The sequence below is a fragment of the Sphingopyxis sp. Q841 genome, from assembly GCF_052384365.1.
In the GTDB taxonomy this organism is placed as follows: Bacteria; Pseudomonadota; Alphaproteobacteria; order Sphingomonadales; family Sphingomonadaceae; genus Sphingopyxis; species Sphingopyxis terrae_A.
Genome location: NZ_JBQSUM010000001.1, coordinates 1,367,458 through 1,384,123 on the forward strand (window position 1 = coordinate 1,367,458; position 16,666 = coordinate 1,384,123).

Sequence of the window (16,666 nt, forward strand, 5' to 3'; positions counted from 1 at the left end):
GGCGGAAGCGCAACGGTAACCGCTGCTACCGCGAACAGGCCTGCTTTCCAAAAATGTCGCGAATTCCGCGCCATTGCTCTGCGACTCCAACCCCAATCGAATCCTGAGATAGGACGACGGGGGCGACAATTCCAGTGATTCCCGACCGATTGATCGCGCGTCGCCGGCTTTTCGCCGAACATGTTGCGCGAACAGCACAGTGGCGGGCAGAGATGAGCCGGGGATGAACGGTCGAAACACCGGAAATGGCGCGCTTGCCGGACGGCGGCAAGGGCGATAGAGACGCTTGCAAATTTCCGCATGCGCGCCCGCCATTTGCTGCCCGCGCGCCCAGAATAAGGTGTTACGGCATGTCCAAGCTTACCCTTCTTGCCTCGCTCGGTCGTCGTCCGGCCGCGCTCGCCCTGATCGGGGTCGCGGCGCTCGGCCTGTCGGCCTGCGGCGGGAAGGACCGGCCGCGCGCCGACCTGGCGGCGAGCCAGGTGACGACGATCGGCGTCAATTCCTATCTGTGGCGCGCGTCGCTCGACGCCCTGTCGTTCATGCCGCTGCTGCAGGCCGACAGCTCGGGCGGGGTCATCATCACCGACTGGTATGCCAACCCCGGCAATCCGAACGAGCGCATGAAGGTGACCGTGTCGATCCTCGACCGCGACCTGCGCGCCGATGCGCTGCGCGTCGCCGCGCTGCGTCAGGTCGCCCAGAACGGCACCTGGGTCGACGCGCCGGTTCAGGCTGCGACGGTGCAGAAGCTGGAAGAAATCATCCTCACCCGCGCTCGCGACCTGCGCCGCAGCGCGATCGAGGGCTGAGTTTCGGATTTCGGTGTTTCCCCGCGAAGGCGGGGATCCATCTCCGGTTGTTCCGGATTTGAACGGCAGGTGATGGGCCCCCGCCTCCAGCCTTTGGCTGAAGTTTATCCTGAGCGCCCGTCCTGCGGGCAGTCGAAGGGTGGGGGCACGCTATTTTGATCGATGGTATTTTGACAAACGGGGTAGCCGAACAAATGACCCGCGAAACGCGCTTTGGCGCCCTCGCCGCCGACGCCCGCTGGCAGGCGGCATGGGACGCCGCGAACAGCTTTGCGACGACCGACAGTTCGAATAAGCCAAAGGCCTATATCCTCGAGATGTTCCCCTATCCCTCGGGGCGCATCCACATGGGGCATGTCCGCAACTATGCGATGGGCGACGTGCTGGCGCGCTTCAAGCGGATGACCGGGCATGACGTGCTGCATCCGATGGGCTGGGACGCCTTTGGCATGCCGGCCGAAAATGCCGCGATGGAAAAGGGCGTCCACCCCGGCGGCTGGACGCGCGACAATATCATCGCGATGCGCGCGCAATTGAAGCGCCTCGGCCTTGCGATCGACTGGAGCCGCGAACTCGCGACATGCGAGCCCGATTATTACGGGCAGGAACAGGCGCTGTTCCTCGACCTGTTCGCGCACGGGCTGGTCACGCGCAAGGAAAGCTACGTCAACTGGGACCCCGTCGACATGACCGTGCTCGCCAACGAGCAGGTCATCGACGGGCGCGGCTGGCGTTCGGGCGCGCTGGTCGAAAAGAAGAAATTGTCGCAGTGGTTCCTGAAGATCACCGACTTCGCAGACGAACTGCTCGATGGCCTCAAGGGCCTCGACCATTGGCCCGACAAGGTGCGGCTGATGCAGGAAAACTGGATCGGCAAGTCGCAGGGCCTGGAATTCAGCTTCAAGCTCGCGGGCGGCGCGCCAGGCTTCGACGTCTTCACGACGCGGCCCGACACGCTGTACGGGGCCAGCTTTGCAGCGATTTCGCCCGACCATCCGCTGGCCGAGTCGCTGGCCAAGGATGCGCCGCGCCTTGCCGCGTTCATCGAGGAGTGTCGCCGTCAGGGGACGTCGGCCGAACAGCTCGAAACCGCGGAGAAGATGGGCTTCGACACCGGCCTGTCGGTGCAACATCCGCTCGACCCCGACTGGCATCTGCCGATCTGGGTCGTGAATTATGTGCTGATGGATTACGGTACCGGCGCGATCTTCGGTTGTCCCGCGCACGATCAGCGCGACCTCGACTTCGCGCGCAAATATGATCTGCCCGTACACCGCGTGATTGCGGACGGCGACGAAACCGGCCAGACCTTCCGCGGCGACGAAGCCTATACCGGCCCCGGCCGCCTCGTGAACAGCCACTTCCTCGACGGGATGAGCATCGACGAAGCGAAGGCCGCGATCATCGCGCGCGCCGAGCATGAAGGCTGGGGCAAGGGCACGACCGTCTGGCGCCTGCGCGACTGGGGCGTCTCGCGCCAGCGTTACTGGGGGACGCCGATCCCCTTCATCCATTGCCCGGCCTGTGGCCTCGTGCCGGTGCCGAAGGACCAATTGCCCGTCGTACTGCCCGACGATGCCGATTTCTCGGTCCCCGGCAATCCGCTCGACCGCCATCCGACGTGGAAGCATGTCGCCTGCCCGACATGCGGCGGCGAAGCGGTGCGCGAGACCGATACGCTCGATACCTTCGTCGATTCGTCGTGGTATTTCCTGCGCTTCGCCTCGGCACCGGCCGACCGGCCGTTCGATCCCGATGTCATCCGTCGCTGGCTGCCCGTCGACCAATATATCGGCGGCATCGAGCATGCGATCCTTCACCTGCTCTACGCGCGCTTCTGGACGCGCGCGCTCAACAAGCTGGGGATGATCGACATCAAGGAGCCCTTCGCCAGCCTGTTCACGCAGGGGATGGTGACGCACGAAACCTACAGCCGTGCGCAGGGCGAGGGCCTCCCTCCCCTCTTCTTCACCCCCGACGAAGTGATGCGCACCGCCGACGGCGCCACGCTCGAGGCCGATGGCGCACCGGTCGAGGTCGGCCGGGTCATCAAGATGTCGAAGTCGAAGAAGAATGTCGTCGATCCCGACGCCATCCTCGACCAATATGGCGCCGACGCCGCGCGCTGGTTCATGCTCTCCGACAGCCCGCCCGAGCGCGATCTGCCGTGGAGCGAGGCGGGGATCGAGGGTGCGTGGCGTTTCGTCCAGCGCTTGTGGCGCCTGTTCGGCGACACCGACAATGTCGGCGACGGCGGCGAAGACAAGGTGCTGGCGCGCAAGCTGCACCAGGCAATCGCCGGCGTTGCCGTCGACATCGAATCGCTCGGCTTCAACAAGGCGGTGGCCAAGATCCACGCGCTCGCCAACGATATCGAAAAGGCGAAGCCCTCGGCGACCCGCGCCGAAGCGTGCCGGACGCTGATCCTGCTCGTCGCGCCGATGATGCCGCATCTGGCCGAAGAGGCCTGGGCGGCGCTGCCCGCGGCGCAGCGGACGACCCCGATGATCGCCGACGCCGCCTGGCCCGCCGCCGACCCGGCGCTTCTCGTCGATGATGAGGTGACGATCGCGATCCAGATCGCCGGCAAGCTGCGCGACACGATGACCGCCGCGAAGGGCGCCGACAAGGCCGCGCTCGAAACCGCGGCGCTCGCCCGCCCGCGGATCGCCGAGCTGCTCGGCGGCGCCGCACCCAAAAAGGTGATTGTCGTTCCCGACCGTCTGGTGAATATCGTTCCCTGACATGAAACGCCTGCTCACCTCCTCGCTCGTCGCCGCTTCGCTGCTTCTTGGCGGCTGCGGGCTCCGGCCGCTCTATGCGAACGGCAGCAAGGGCGCGGTGGCGCAGGTGCTGGCCGACGTCGATGTCGCGCCGATCGAGGGGCATAATGGCTGGCTCGTCCGCAACGCGCTGCGCGACCGGTTGCAGGCGACGCAAGGCGGACATGGTGCGGGCCAGCGGCTGCGGCTCGACGTGCGGCTCGAGGATTCGATCACCGGCCTCGGCGTCCGCTCCGACGATGCCGTGACGCGCGAGCGGCGGACGCTGCGCGCCCGCTATCAGCTCGTCGATGCGGCAAGCGGCGAAGTGCTACTCGACGCGACCGCGGCGCAGGACGGCGGGATCGACGTCGTCGGCAGCGAATATTCGACGATCGCCGCCGAATCGACGACGCTCGAACGGCTCGCATCGGGAATCGCCGACCAGATCGTCGCGCGGCTTGCGGTCTTCGCCGATCGTGGCGGCGGCCAGCCGGCGCCGTCCGCCCCGGCGCCCTGACCGGCATGAAGTCGGTCAAGCCCGGCGAACTCGAACGCCTCAGCCGCCTCGATCCCGCGGTCCGCTTCATCCTGCTGACCGGCCCCGACGACGCGACAATGGAAAGCGTCGCCGCGCATCTTATCGCGCTGGCCGGCAAGGAGGCCGAGCGGGTCGATCTGACATCGGGCCAGATGGCACAGGACGGCGCGCTGCTTGCCGCCGAAGCGGCGTCGATGTCGCTCTTTTCGCCCGCGCGCGTGATCCGGCTCGAGATTTCGGGCGGCGGCGACGATTGCCTCGCCGCCGTCGAGGCGCTGCTCGGCGCGGACAGCGTGCTCAACCCAGTGATCGCGACCGGCGCCTCGGTCACCGCGCGATCGAAACTCGTCAAGCTTGTCGAGGGCGCTGATAATGCCGTCGCCGCCATCTGTTATCAGCCCGACCGCCGTGCGCTCGTAGGCATCGCGATGGAAGCCGCGACGGCGCAAGGATTGCGGGTTGCCAATGCCGAGGCGCAATTGCTCGTCGATCTCGTCTCGGGCGATCAGGCGCTGATGCGTCGCGAGATTGAGAAGATCGCACTCTACCTCGACGCCGGTCCCGACCGGCAGCGGCAGGTCACGCCCGCCGACATCGCCGCGCTGGGCGCCGCGACGCACGAAGAGGATGTCAGCGCGTGCATCAACGTCGCGCTCGGCGGCAAGCTGCGCGACCTGCCCGACATGCTCGCGCAAGCGGCGGCGGTCGGCGTCGCCGAGATCCGCATCATCCGCGCGCTGGCGATCCGCGCGATGCAGCTCGCCAAGCTGCGCGCCGAGGTCGATGCGGGCGCGCACCCGGCGACGGTGGTCGCGGCGAAAAGCAGCGGCGTATTCTGGAAAGAGCGCGATGCGGTGACGGCGCAGCTCCACATCTGGGATTCGGTACGCGTCGCGCGGCTGATGACGCGGCTGCTGGAATGCGAGCGTGCGCTAAAAGCATCGGGCACCGCGGGCGCGGTGCTGTTCCGCAAGCTGATGACCGACATCGCGCATCAGGCCGCGCGCGCGCGCTGACGCCGGACCGTCAGGCTGCCGCGGTCGCCTCCTTCGCCTCGCGGCGCGCCTTCGGGTCGTCGGGCGGAACGAAGGTCCACACCGTATCGCCGGCCTCCACCGTCGGGCGGTGGCGCGTCGAAAAGATCGCGAGGTCGCCCGACGCCTTGACCACCATCAGGCTGTCGCCCCCCGACGCCTTCATCCGCGCGACAAAGTCGGCGTAAGGGAATTTTTCGGTGATTCGCGTGCGGCCGAAGGTCCATCCTGCGTGCAGGCGGTCGAGCTGCGTGTCGATTGTGGTGCCGCCGATGGTGAACACGCGACCGAGCCGCTGGCTCGCGCCGGTCGCCTCGCCCGCCACGCGGCTGACGCGGTCGTGGCCGATCTCGGGCGCCAGCTCGCCGCACACCAGCGCGTTATAGCTGTCATTGTCGGTCGCAGCGATGAGCTGCTGATACTGGCCCATGTCGATCGCGTCCTCGTGCACCTCGTCCAATATGTCGCCGTGATAGACGCGAATGTCGGCGCGCCGCGCGCGGCGTAGCGCGAACTTGCTGGCGTCGGCGATCATCGCGCCGCGATCCTGTTCCTTGACGAACTGCGCGAAGGCAATCGTCCAGCTGTTCGCCCCGACGAGCAGAACGCCGTCACCCTTGCCCTGATCGAGGCCAAGCCAGCGCGCGAAGGTTCCAGCGGTAAAGCCATGCGCAAAGATCGTCGCGATGACGACGCCGAAGCCCAAGGGTACCAGCGCCTCCGCCCCCGGCACGCCATAGTCGGTGAGGCGCAGCGCGAAGAGGCCCGTCACCGCGACCGCGACGATCCCGCGCGGCGCGATCCAGGCGACGAACAGCCGCTCCTTCAGCGGGATACGCGTGAACAGCAGCGCCGTCATGATCGTCAGCGGGCGCACGACGAAAAGCAGCAGAAGGAGGAAGATCAGGAATCGGAACTGGAAATTCTTGACCACGTCCCAGTTGAGCGTCGCCGACAGGATTATGAAGACGCCCGACACCAGAACGACGGTCAGATCCTCCTTGAAGCGCTGCAGCGAGCGGGTCGAATAGGTTTCGCGGTTCGCCATCACGACGCCCATGACGGTGACGGTGATCAGACCAGTTTCGTGCATGATGAGGTCCGAAAGCACGAAGACCGCGATCACCGTCGTCAGCAGCACCGGCGCCTTCAGATATTCGGGCACCCAGCCGCGCGGAAAGGCCCAGGTCAGCAGAAAACCGGCCGCACCGCCGATCAGGATCGCGAGCACGCTCGCCGCGACGACGTCGGTGACGATGCTCACGCTATTCGCATCTGCACCGCCGTGGGTGATGTAGCTGTAGATGCCGACCGCGAGCAGCGCGCCGATCGGATCGTTCACAATACCTTCCCACTTGAGCATATTCTTGACGCGCGGCGCGATGTTGAGCGAGCGGAGCATCGGCGCGATCACCGTCGGCCCCGTCACCACCATTACCCCGCCGAACAGCGCCGCGAGCTCGAACGGCAGGCCCGCGCCATAATAGGCCGCCGCGGTGCCGAGCGCCCAGCCGACGGGCACCCCGATGAAGACGAGCATGAAGACCGCGGTTCCCGCCTGGCGCAGTTCGCGGAACTTGAGGCTCAGGCCGCCTTCGAACAGGATCACCGCGACGGCGAGCTTGATCATCGGTTCGCGCAGGGCGCCGAAATCGCGCACCGGATCGATCAGCCCGAGCACCGGCCCCGCCAATATGCCGGCGACGAGCATCAACGCGATCGCGGGTTTGTTGGTCCGCCACGCCACCCATTGGGCGCCGATGCCGATCACGCCGATCAGCGCGATTTTTACGAGCAGGGAGTCGATTGCGAACATGCCCCCAGCCTATGCAGGGTCGGCGCAAAGGTTCCACAAAAAAGAGCCGCCCGCCTGCCTTTCGGCAAACGGGCGGTCCCTTATTCGGCCGGACAAGCCGGCCGCATGTTACGCGATCAGAACTTGCCGCGCAGCGTCACGCCATAGGTGCGCGGTTCGGCAAGGAACTGCGAGAAGATCTGGCGCCCACCCGGATACTGGGGATCCGAGAATGCGCTGCTCACGCCGCCTTCCTGGAAGGGTGAGTTGAAGGCAACCTGCGCATATTGCTTGTTGAACAGGTTCTGCGCCCAGAATTCGATGCCCCACTTTTCGTCAGGGCCGCGAACGCCGACGCGGGCATTGAAGATCGCATACCCGTCCTGTTCCTTTTGCGGGAAGAGGTCCGAACCCGTGTTGTAATCGCTAGTCATGCGACCATCGATATAGACGAGGCCGGTCAGACCGCTGCTGCCGATTTCGGGCGTCCAGGTCACGCTGCCGGTCGCGACCAGTTCGGGCGCATTCGACAGATTGTTTCCGGGGAGCTGGCGCAGTGCCTGATCGAGCGGAGCGCCCGAAGCATTGCCGACAAGGTTATTGCGATATTTTGTCCGCGCATACGTCAGACCGGCAGTCATACGGAAGTCGCGAGCAGGAACCAGTGAAGCTTCGAGTTCGAAACCCTGCGTACGAACGCCCCAGCCCACATTGTCGGCTGCACACGCACCGGTTGTAGCGGCCGCAGCATTATAGTTCGGCGAACCGGTGAACTTGCTCTGATCGCGATCGGCTCCGTTGAGATCAGCCGAACAGCCGTTGACGTTCTGCACGAGGAACACGCTGCCGTTAAACGTGTTGAGCTGGAAGCTGCTGAAATCCGAACGGAAGAAGGTCAGACCTGCGCTGAACGGCCCGGTCGAATATTTGGCGCCTAGTTCGTAGCTGTCGACCGTTTCCGGGTCGAACTGCAGATTGCCCACGAGCGACTGCGCCCCGCCCGCCTGGGCAAAGGACCAGGTCGGAACGCCGCCAACGATCTGGATCGGATTTTTCAGCGCCGATCGGTCGAGATTGAAGCCGCCGGCTTTGTAACCGCGGGCATAGCTGGCGTAGACCAACAGATCGTCGACCGGCTTGTACGAAAGGATCGCGGTGCCGGTCCACTTGTCTTCGCTGCGCTGATCGTTGATCGAAACACCGTTCAATTCGGCAGTCGAGTTGCCTTGACAGGCAAGCCCGATCAGCCCCGCAGAAACCGGCTGCAACGCAGCGACACCAAGAAAACCGCCGACCAGATTCTGGACGTTGACGCACGCCTGATTGTCGTTGGTAAACGTCGCCGCGAACTTCTTCTTATCGTGGGTATAACGCACGCCCAGCGTCAGATCGAGCTTGTCGGTGATGTGGAAGATATTGTGGGTGAAAAGCGCCCAGTTGGTATCATCCTGGCGGTAGCGATCATTGATGCTGCCCTTGTCGCTGATGCCATCAAGTTGATCGAGTGCCGCATAAATCGCCGGCGAAGCCGCGCCGAAAGCGGCCGGTCGGGCAGCGACACAGCCGGCTGACGTCGGCGAATAGAGACCCGCAAGCGCCCCGCCCGAGATAAGGCGGCACGCGGCGAAGCGGCCATATTGTGTGCCGAAGCGCAGATTGTCGCGAACAGTCAGCTTTTCATTGGCATAGAAACCACCGACGAGCCAGTCGAGTTTGCCATCGAATGCTTCACCCTGCAGACGCACTTCCTGGGTGAACGTGTGGAACTGGCGATAGGCATCGTCGCTCGGCGCGCGATAGAGAATGTCGACAGCGCCATAGTCGAGGTCACCCGCCTGGCCCGAGCGATATTCGCGATAGCCGGTGATCGAAGTCAGCGTAGCGCCACCGAGATCCCAGTCGACCTGGCCCGAGAAGCCATAATCCTTGGTCTTGCCAGCGAAGCTGCGGCCCGCGCTGACCGACAGATCGCGGCTGTAACCTTGGCTGAAGGCGCCGAGCGGCTGACCAAGGTCGCGCAGAACGTTAATAATATTATTGCCATCGGGCTGCGGCACGTTTGGCGGCGTTCCTGTCGCTCCGGTCGACAGCGGCGTCGACGGATTGTTGAGATTGCCGATGTACGGGTTAACGCTGTTGTCGACATAGATCGCGCCGCAGCATTTTTCGTTGCGATAGGTGTAGTCGGCGATCAACCGGATCGACAGCGCGTCGGTCGGTTCGAACAAAAGCTGGCCGCGCAGGAAATAGCGGTCGCGGTTGTTGACGTCGGTATTGTTCGTCGTGTCGCGCAAAAAGCCGTCGCGCTTCACCCAGACGCCGTCGAGGCGCGCCGCGACCTTGTCGGTGATCGGGCCGGTAACGCTGCCGCTCAGGCGCCAATAGTCATAGTTGCCATAGGTTATTTCGCCGCTGGCGCCGAAGTTGAAGTCGGGCTTTTTCGAATAGATGCTGATCAGGCCCGCCGACGAGTTGCGTCCGCCGAGCGTGCCCTGGGGGCCGCGCTGGACTTCGACGCGGTCAATCTCACCCAGTTCGTTGAGGCCGATGCCCGAACGCGAGCGATAGACGCCGTCGATGAAGACCGGAACCGAACTTTCGAGACCCGGGTTGTCGCCGACGGTGCCGATGCCGCGGATACGCGCCGAACCATTGGCTTCCGAGCCCGTCGACGAGACGAGCAGCGACGGCGCGACCTGGTTGAGCTGGCGAATGTCGTTGGCGCCGCTGTTCTGCAGCGTTTCGGCGCTGACCGCCGAAATGGCGACCGGCACGTCCGACAGCAGCTGCGAACGGCCCTGCGCGGTCACGACGATCGCATTGGCGGTGTCTTCGGCGTTATCGGTGGTGGCATCCTGCGCAAAGGCGGGCGCCGAGACGGCCGCGACGGCAATCGACACGCCGAGCGCGGTCGTGCGAAGCAGACGGGCATTCAGTAGGGAAGATGATGTCACTTTGGGCACTCCTCTCAGATAATTTCTTTTTTCGTTGCCCTTATGTCATACCGCAAATGGCGGCCCATTCCAGCGAGACCCCTGCTTTTTCGACGTTTTTGGACAGGTGATGCTTTTTGGCCACAGCCCGGTCAAGGCGCTATACGGCTCCGCAGGCCGCTATCGCGTCGCCGCCCTTTTGCTTGCCGTAGCGTCATCGCGGGTTGCCGCGGTCGAGGGAAAGGCAAGCAACCGCCCCTGCGCATTTAGCGCCGCATGATAGGAACCGGCAAAATTGGCAGCGATCGCCGGGTCGAATACGTCGAGGCCGCCGGTCAGACTGCCAAAAGCAGGCAGGATCAAGCGCTTGGCGTCATGCGCAAAGCAGGGGCGCGACACCGGGCGGCCGCGAAGCTGCAGCCGCAGCTTGGGGTGAAAATGTCCCGATATCTCGGGCCACGCCTCTTTCGGGCAGCATTGGTGGCGCAGCATGATGCCGTCGACGCACAGCGCGTCGGCGATCTTCCCGCCCCACGCCCCGGCGGTCAGCCCGTCGTGATTGCCGGCGACCCAGACAAGTTCGGTCATCGCCCCCAGCGCGCGCAGCCGGTCGGCCGTCGCCGGCGCGATGCGCTCGTCCGCGGTCCGATCATGAAAACTGTCGCCCAGACACCAGACGGCGCGCGCGCCCGTCCGCCGCGCAAGATCGGTCAGCCGGTCGAGCGTATCCTGACTGTCGTAGGGCGGCAGCGGCTGGCCGCGCGCGGCGTACCAGCTCGCCTTTTCGAGATGCAGGTCGGCGACGATCAGCGCCCCGTGCCGGGGCCAGAACAGCGCCCGTTCGGCATGCAGGTGAAAGGTCTGGCCGGCAAAGTCGAAGGCGGGCGCGGGCGGCATCGCGCCGCTATGGCGCGCTACCGCGCCGCGGGCAAGCGCCACGAACCGATCGCTTTGCTAGCTCCCGCTCCTCGCATTGTTGAGCGCGAAACGCTGGCCGGTCTCGCGGTTCGCACCGCTCGGCAAATCGAAGACGACGCGGCGGTTGGGGAAATCGATCTCGATCCGGTCAAACAGTGACATGCTGTCCATCCCCAGCAGCAAGGCCGGCCGATCATCGAGACCCAGCGCGCGAAAGGCTTGGCTGTCAGCGAAGCTAACGGGCAAGTCGTTGAGGTCCAGACCCTTGACCGTAATCCGCTTGATCGCCGTCCGCGTCGCAGAAACCGCCTCGCCGGTCACGGCGCTCAGCATAGTCTCGACAAAGGGCACGCGGTTGGCGCGCTTCGCCGCAACCAGTCGCTGCAACGCCAGATTTCCGACGCTCGTCTGCGCGCCCGTATCGACGATGAGGTCGATGCGCTTTCCATCGAGCCGGGCGTCGGACAGGATAAGGCGGCCCGCGGCATTGCGCGCGGTGACGACGATGGCGTCGTCGTCGCGGATAATCGGTGTAGCACGCTTTCGCGTTGCCAGTATCTCCATGTGCTGCTTGCGAAAGTCGATCAGCACGCGCCGGTCTTCGAGCATATCGACGCCGATCAGGCCTGCGGCCCCGATATGGCGGCCGTAGAAGGCGGGCGCAACCAAGCCGGTCATCTCAAGGTCGGTCATCTGCAGGGCGGCGACCCGAAAGCTGGGGACGGTCGCAGAGCCGCCGATGGTCGCCAGCCGGAGCTGTTCGCCCGGCGCCAGCTTCAGCCGATCCGCCAGTTCGCGCGCGATTACCGTCCGCTCAGCTCCGGTATCGACGAGGAAGGAGAATGGGCCTTGCCTACCAATCATGACATCGACCGCCATGCGCCGCGTCGCATCGAGATCGAAGGGTTGAATGAAGGGAATGAGCGCGCCGGTTGCGGGATCGACAACCATATCGGGAGTTGGCTCCGCGGCGGCCGGGGGAGCAGCAGGTGCTGCGGGCGCTGCCGGCGCGCCGGCAGGCTGGGCCGATCCGATCAACAGCGGTGCGGCGAGCAACAACGCCATCAGCGCGGGGCGATGCACATTATGCTTCATGGCGGCATCCTCTCTTTATTGTTATACGCTTATAATACGCCCCTTCGCGATTTTCAGCAATCGTGCGACCAACCCCGTCATTCGCTCCCCATCGCGGTTGCCGCGAGTGTATCGGCGAGCTCGCCAAGCAGCGCGTCGTCGAGGTCCGAGGCCGCGACATTTTCGCGCCCGATCAGCACCAGCACCGGGATCGCGAGCGGGCTGATGCGATCGAGCCTTTGATGCACCATCGTCCCCGCCGCGCGGTCGAGCAGGTCGCCGAGCCGCGCGACGTCGGTGAGCCGCTCGCGCGCGTCGGCCCAGGCGGCTTCGATCAGCAGATGATCGGGTTCATATTTGCGCAGGACGTCGAAGATGAGGTCGGTCGAAAAGGTCACCTGCTTGCCCGTCTTGCGCTTGCCCGGATGCTGGCGTTCGATCAGCCCGCCGATCACCGCAACCTCGCGGAAGGCGCGCTTCAGGAGGTGCGAATTTTCGACCCATTCGACGAACTCGCCTTCCAATATGGTCGCGTCGAACAGCGCCTCGGGATGCGCGACCGGTTTCAGCGACCAGAGCGCGAGCGCATAGTCGGAGGCGACGAAGCCGAGCGGCTGGAGCCCCGCGCGCTCCATCCGTTTCGACAGCAGCATGCCGAGCGACTGGTGCGCGTTCCACCCCTCGAACGGATAGCAGACGAGATAATGCGCGCCCTCGTGCGGGAAGGTTTCGACGAGCAGCTCGCCGGGGCGCGGCAGCACCGAGCGCAGCGCCTGCATCTCGAGCCAGAAGCGCACATCCTCTGGAAATCGCCGCCAGCTCGCCGGATCGGCCAGGAAAGCGCGCACCCGGTCGGCAAGGCGCGTCGACAGCGCCATCCGCGCCCCGACATAGGAGGGAATACGCGCCGGACGCGTCGTTGCGCGCACGATGAGGTCAGTGTCGCGGATCGTCTCGACCTCGAGGCTGAGGCCGGCGAAGGCGAAGGTGTCGCCCGCGGTCAGCGTGCTCGCGAAATATTCCTCGACGCTGCCGAGGCGCCGTCCGTTCTTGAAGCGCACGTCGAGTGTGGGGGCGTCGACGATGATCCCGGCGTTTAGCCGGTGCTGCGCCGCGAGCCGGGGGTGCGCGATGCGCCAGCCGCCCTGCCCGTCGGGCGCCAGGCGGCGGAAGCGATCATAGCTTTTGAGCGCATAGCCGCCGTCGCGCACAAAACCGAGCAGGCGCGCAAAGAGCGCGGCGTTGATCCAGCGATACGGCTGCGCACCGCGGATTTCGGCGAACAGATCCTCCTCGCGGAAGGGTGCGGCGCACGCGAGGGCCATGACATGCTGCGCCAGCACGTCGAGCGCGCCGGGGCGGAAGCGATCGGCATCACGCTCGCCCGCCTCCACCGCGTCGAGTGCGGCGCGCGCCTCAAGATATTCGAAGCGATTGCCCGGCACGATCAGCGCCCGGCTCGGTTCGTCGAGCCGGTGGTTGGCGCGGCCGATGCGCTGGAGCAGCCGCGACGAACCCTTGGGCGCCCCCATCTGGATCACGCAGTCGACATCGCCCCAGTCGAGCCCGAGATCGAGGCTGGAGGTCGCGACGAGCGCCCGCAATCTCCCCTCGGCCATGGCATTTTCCGCGCGCTGGCGCGCCTCGCGGTCGAGGCTGCCGTGATGGATCGCGATCGGCAGCGACAGGTCGTTGACCTTCCACAATTCCTGGAAAATCAGCTCGGCCAGCCCGCGGGTGTTGCAGAAGATGATCGTCGTGCGGTTCTTCGCGATTTCGCCCATCACCTGATGCACCGCATAGCGTCCCGAATGCCCCGCCCACGGCACCGCCCCTTCAGGCAGCAGGATCGAAATGTCGGGATCGGCGCCGCGCTCGCCCTCGACCAGCGTCACGCGCGCCGGATTGCCCTCGGGCGCGAGCCAGGCGCGATAGGCGTCCGCATCAGCAATCGTCGCCGACAGGCCGACGCGCCGCAGCCCCGGCGCGACGCGTTCGAGGCGCGCGAGCGCGAGGCTGAGCAGATCGCCGCGCTTGCCGGTCGCGAAGGCGTGGATTTCATCGATGGCCACCGTCTTCAGATCGGCGAACATCGCGAAGCTGTCGGGGTAGGAGAGCAGCAGCGACAGCGATTCGGGGGTGGTCAGCAGGATATTGGGCGGCCGACTGCGCTGGCGCGCCTTTTTGTCCGAACTGGTATCGCCGCTCCGGCTCTCAACGCTGATGTCGAGATCCATGTCGGCGATCGGACCGAGCAGGTTGCGCTCGACATCGGCGGCCAGCGCCTTGAGCGGCGAGACATAGAGGGTGTGCAACCGGTCGGACGGGTTGGCCGCAAGGTCGATCAGACTGGGGAGAAAGCCGGCCAATGTCTTGCCGGCGCCGGTCGCCGCCACGAGGAGCGCGCTTTCGCCGCGCTGCGCCGCCGTGAGCATGTCGGCCTGGTGCCGCCGCAGCCGCCACCCGCGGTGCGCGAACCAGCCGGCGAAGGGAGCGGGAAGCGACATGCGCAAGATGTGGCGCCGACGCCGCGCCGCGGCAACCCCTTCGCGCCCGCCCATGGGGCGGGGCGGGCGTGAACCCGCCCCGCGTGCGTCTGGCTTAGAGGCCGTCGAGCCCCTTGCTGACGAGGATATTTACGGCCACGCGGCGATTCTGCGCCTTGCCTTCGACCGTGTCGTTGCTCGCTGCCGGATCGGCTTCCGCCATTCCGGTCGGCGTGAGCATGCGATAGGGCTTCCAGCCGCACGCCTGCTGCAGATAATTCACCACGCGCCCGGCGCGCTTTTCGCTGAGCTGCTGATTGAGTTCCTCGCTGCCGGTCGAATCGGTGTAGCCGACGACGAGCAGCAGGGCATTGTCCATGCTTTCCGCCTGCTGCGCGACCGCGCAGAGATCGGATTTCGCCTGCGGCGACAGGACCGACTGGCCGGTGTCGAAATTCACCGTCGTCGTGGCTTTCACATTATACTGGTCAATGTCGCCCATCCGGCCGCGCAGCGCTTCGGTGGCCGCGGTCTGTTCGGCGAACCGCTGATCGGTCCCGTTGCGGATCATCGAGGCGGTGCGCAGATCCTTACTCTTGAGATCGATCTGGCTGGCGACCAGCCCGCCTTCCCACTGGCGCGTCTCGACCGACACGGGAAGGCCGTTGAGCAGCGCTTCGGCACCGAGCTTGTCGCGGTTCAGGCCCAGGAAGCCGCCGCTCGACTTGATCGTCGTGGCGTCGGCGATGGTGATCACGGTGTTGCTGCCGTCGGCGGTCGTCACCTGCATCCGGTCGCCGCTGCGCGCCGAGATGATGCCTTCGACCTTCGGGCCTTCGGCCATCTGCGCCATATCTGGCGGCGCGGCGCCGGTTACGAGCAAAGACCCGTCGCTTTCGGGTGCATCCTGCGCCTGCACCGCCACTGCGGTGCTGACCGAGCCGGCAAGCATCGCCAGCAACAACAATCGCTTCGATTTCATGGAAACTGCACGCATTACGCTACTCCTTCATTCCGAGCCGCCCCCGCGAGTTCCCGCCGTCCTTTTCTGCACCTGAAATCGTCCGGCAAGGCCGTTGAGCGATCGTGCCGTCCATATGAGCAGATTGTGCGGCGAACCGTTGGTGAGGGCGCACTTTCGCGCAATTCGGGCAGTCAGCGGCCTGCGGTCAGCGCAAACCATATCGCCACCCCGACGATCGCGAGCGCGAGGATACGGCGGACGGTGCGGGTGCGCGCCGGGTCTGAAATCCAGCCGCCGACCCGGCTCCCTGCCACGACGATCGTCAGATGCACCGTAGTCGCGATCGCGATGCTGACGAGCGCGAGCGCGAAAGCGACGCCGAAGCCCGGCACCTGCCCGCCATTGAAGCGCGGGATGACGACGACGTAAAAGAGCATCGCCTTCGGATTGAGCAGATTGACCACCAGCCCCGACAGGAAATGGTGCCGCGACCGGCCCGGCGCGGCGATCAACGCCGGGGAGTTTTCGCCCGCGTCCCGCCAACTTTCCCAGGCAAGCCAGAGGAGGAAGGCAGCGCCGCCCCAGCGCAAGACCTGCCATAGCAGCGGACTGGCCGACACGATGAAGGCGATACCGAGCGCGGCGGCGAACGCATTGACGAACAGGCCGATCGCCACCCCGGCGGTCGCGGCCAGCCCCGCGCGGCGCCCCTCGCCCATCGCCAGCGCGGCGAGCCACGCCATGTTCGGGCCCGGCGTCAGTTCGATCAGCAGCACCGCCAGGCCAAAGCCGATCCAGTCGGCGTCGGTCACGGCAGGCGTTTCGTCGGATAGGGCGTGCCGTCCTTGTGGAAATAGCCGTCGGGCGTGAACAGCATGTCGATATCCGAATAGCCGCCGCCGGTATCGTGCAGCTTGCCGCCGCCCAAGGCGACGAAGACGCAGTCGGCGTCCGTTTCATTGACCAGATGATGGCCGTTGGTGCTGCCCTTCGGCCATACCGCAATGTCGCCCGCGCGCATCGGCCAGCGCCCCGCGTCCTCGACGAGCGTGGCTTCGCCCGAAATCATCACGAGCATCTCGTCCTCGCCGTCGTGCCAGTGGCGCTGCGACGACCAGGCGCCGGGTTTCAGCACGACATGGCTCGCGGCGAAATCGGCAAGGCCGGTGGCGGGCGCGAGGCGGCGGTACCAGCGCCCCTGTACCGGCGCGTCATAGGGGGCGGGATAGCCGGTGACGTTGGTCTGGGGGATGGTGTCGAGATCGAGCTTGGGCATGGCGGTCCTCCGATCTCCCTTTTGCCTTTCGCATCGAGCGAAGTCGAGATGCCCCTCGGCGCAGCGCACGG

The 16,666-nt window shown here is 65.7% G+C and carries 12 protein-coding genes; 4 read left to right on the forward strand and 8 right to left on the reverse strand.

The window, feature by feature from the left end; all coding sequences use genetic code 11:
- Window positions 1–350 precede the first annotated feature (350 nt).
- From ACT17R_RS06805 to holA, 4 genes are all read left to right on the forward strand, one after another.
- Window positions 351–812, forward strand: coding sequence for a DUF3576 domain-containing protein (locus ACT17R_RS06805; protein ID WP_058812276.1), 462 nt, complete (start codon window positions 351–353; stop codon window positions 810–812).
- Between the two features lie 194 nt (window positions 813–1,006).
- Window positions 1,007–3,556 (forward strand): leucine--tRNA ligase, encoded by a 2,550-nt coding sequence (gene leuS, locus ACT17R_RS06810; RefSeq protein ID WP_234178444.1) that lies wholly within the window; start codon window positions 1,007–1,009, stop codon window positions 3,554–3,556.
- Between the two features lies 1 nt (window position 3,557).
- Complete coding sequence (gene lptE, locus ACT17R_RS06815; RefSeq protein ID WP_003041627.1) at window positions 3,558–4,094, forward strand: LPS assembly lipoprotein LptE; 537 nt, start codon at window positions 3,558–3,560, stop codon at window positions 4,092–4,094.
- A 5-nt stretch (window positions 4,095–4,099) separates the two neighbouring features.
- Window positions 4,100–5,131, forward strand: coding sequence for a DNA polymerase III subunit delta (gene holA, locus ACT17R_RS06820; protein ID WP_186401797.1), 1,032 nt, complete (start codon window positions 4,100–4,102; stop codon window positions 5,129–5,131).
- A 10-nt stretch (window positions 5,132–5,141) separates the two neighbouring features.
- Here the strand turns inward: holA and ACT17R_RS06825 are convergent, their stop codons facing one another.
- From ACT17R_RS06825 to ACT17R_RS06860, 8 genes are all read right to left on the reverse strand, one after another.
- Entirely contained in the window at window positions 5,142–6,965 is a 1,824-nt protein-coding gene (locus ACT17R_RS06825; protein ID WP_062901588.1) for a cation:proton antiporter, read from the reverse strand.
- A gap of 116 nt (window positions 6,966–7,081) precedes the next feature.
- Window positions 7,082–9,898, reverse strand: a complete 2,817-nt coding sequence (locus ACT17R_RS06830; RefSeq protein ID WP_062903099.1) for a TonB-dependent receptor — start codon at window positions 9,896–9,898, stop codon at window positions 7,082–7,084.
- Window positions 9,899–10,057: 159 nt separating this feature from the next.
- Window positions 10,058–10,774: a ligase-associated DNA damage response endonuclease PdeM gene (pdeM, locus tag ACT17R_RS06835; protein WP_267960474.1), complete on the reverse strand. Its 717-nt coding sequence runs from the start codon at window positions 10,772–10,774 to the stop codon at window positions 10,058–10,060.
- A gap of 57 nt (window positions 10,775–10,831) precedes the next feature.
- A complete protein-coding gene (locus tag ACT17R_RS06840; protein ID WP_444809180.1) occupies window positions 10,832–11,890 on the reverse strand; it encodes an aspartyl protease family protein in 1,059 nt (352 codons plus the stop codon).
- A gap of 77 nt (window positions 11,891–11,967) precedes the next feature.
- Window positions 11,968–14,376: a ligase-associated DNA damage response DEXH box helicase gene (locus tag ACT17R_RS06845; protein ID WP_234178438.1), complete on the reverse strand. Its 2,409-nt coding sequence runs from the start codon at window positions 14,374–14,376 to the stop codon at window positions 11,968–11,970.
- A 94-nt stretch (window positions 14,377–14,470) separates the two neighbouring features.
- Window positions 14,471–15,352: an OmpA family protein gene (locus ACT17R_RS06850; RefSeq protein WP_062901586.1), complete on the reverse strand. Its 882-nt coding sequence runs from the start codon at window positions 15,350–15,352 to the stop codon at window positions 14,471–14,473.
- A 158-nt stretch (window positions 15,353–15,510) separates the two neighbouring features.
- The gene (locus ACT17R_RS06855) at window positions 15,511–16,131 is read right to left on the reverse strand and encodes a LysE family translocator (protein WP_186401801.1); all 621 of its coding nucleotides are present in this window, start codon (window positions 16,129–16,131) and stop codon (window positions 15,511–15,513) included.
- Window positions 16,128–16,595: a cupin domain-containing protein gene (locus ACT17R_RS06860; RefSeq protein WP_234178436.1), complete on the reverse strand. Its 468-nt coding sequence runs from the start codon at window positions 16,593–16,595 to the stop codon at window positions 16,128–16,130. The genes ACT17R_RS06855 and ACT17R_RS06860 overlap by 4 nt, the downstream gene beginning before the upstream one ends.
- Between the last annotated feature and the right edge of the window lie 71 nt (window positions 16,596–16,666).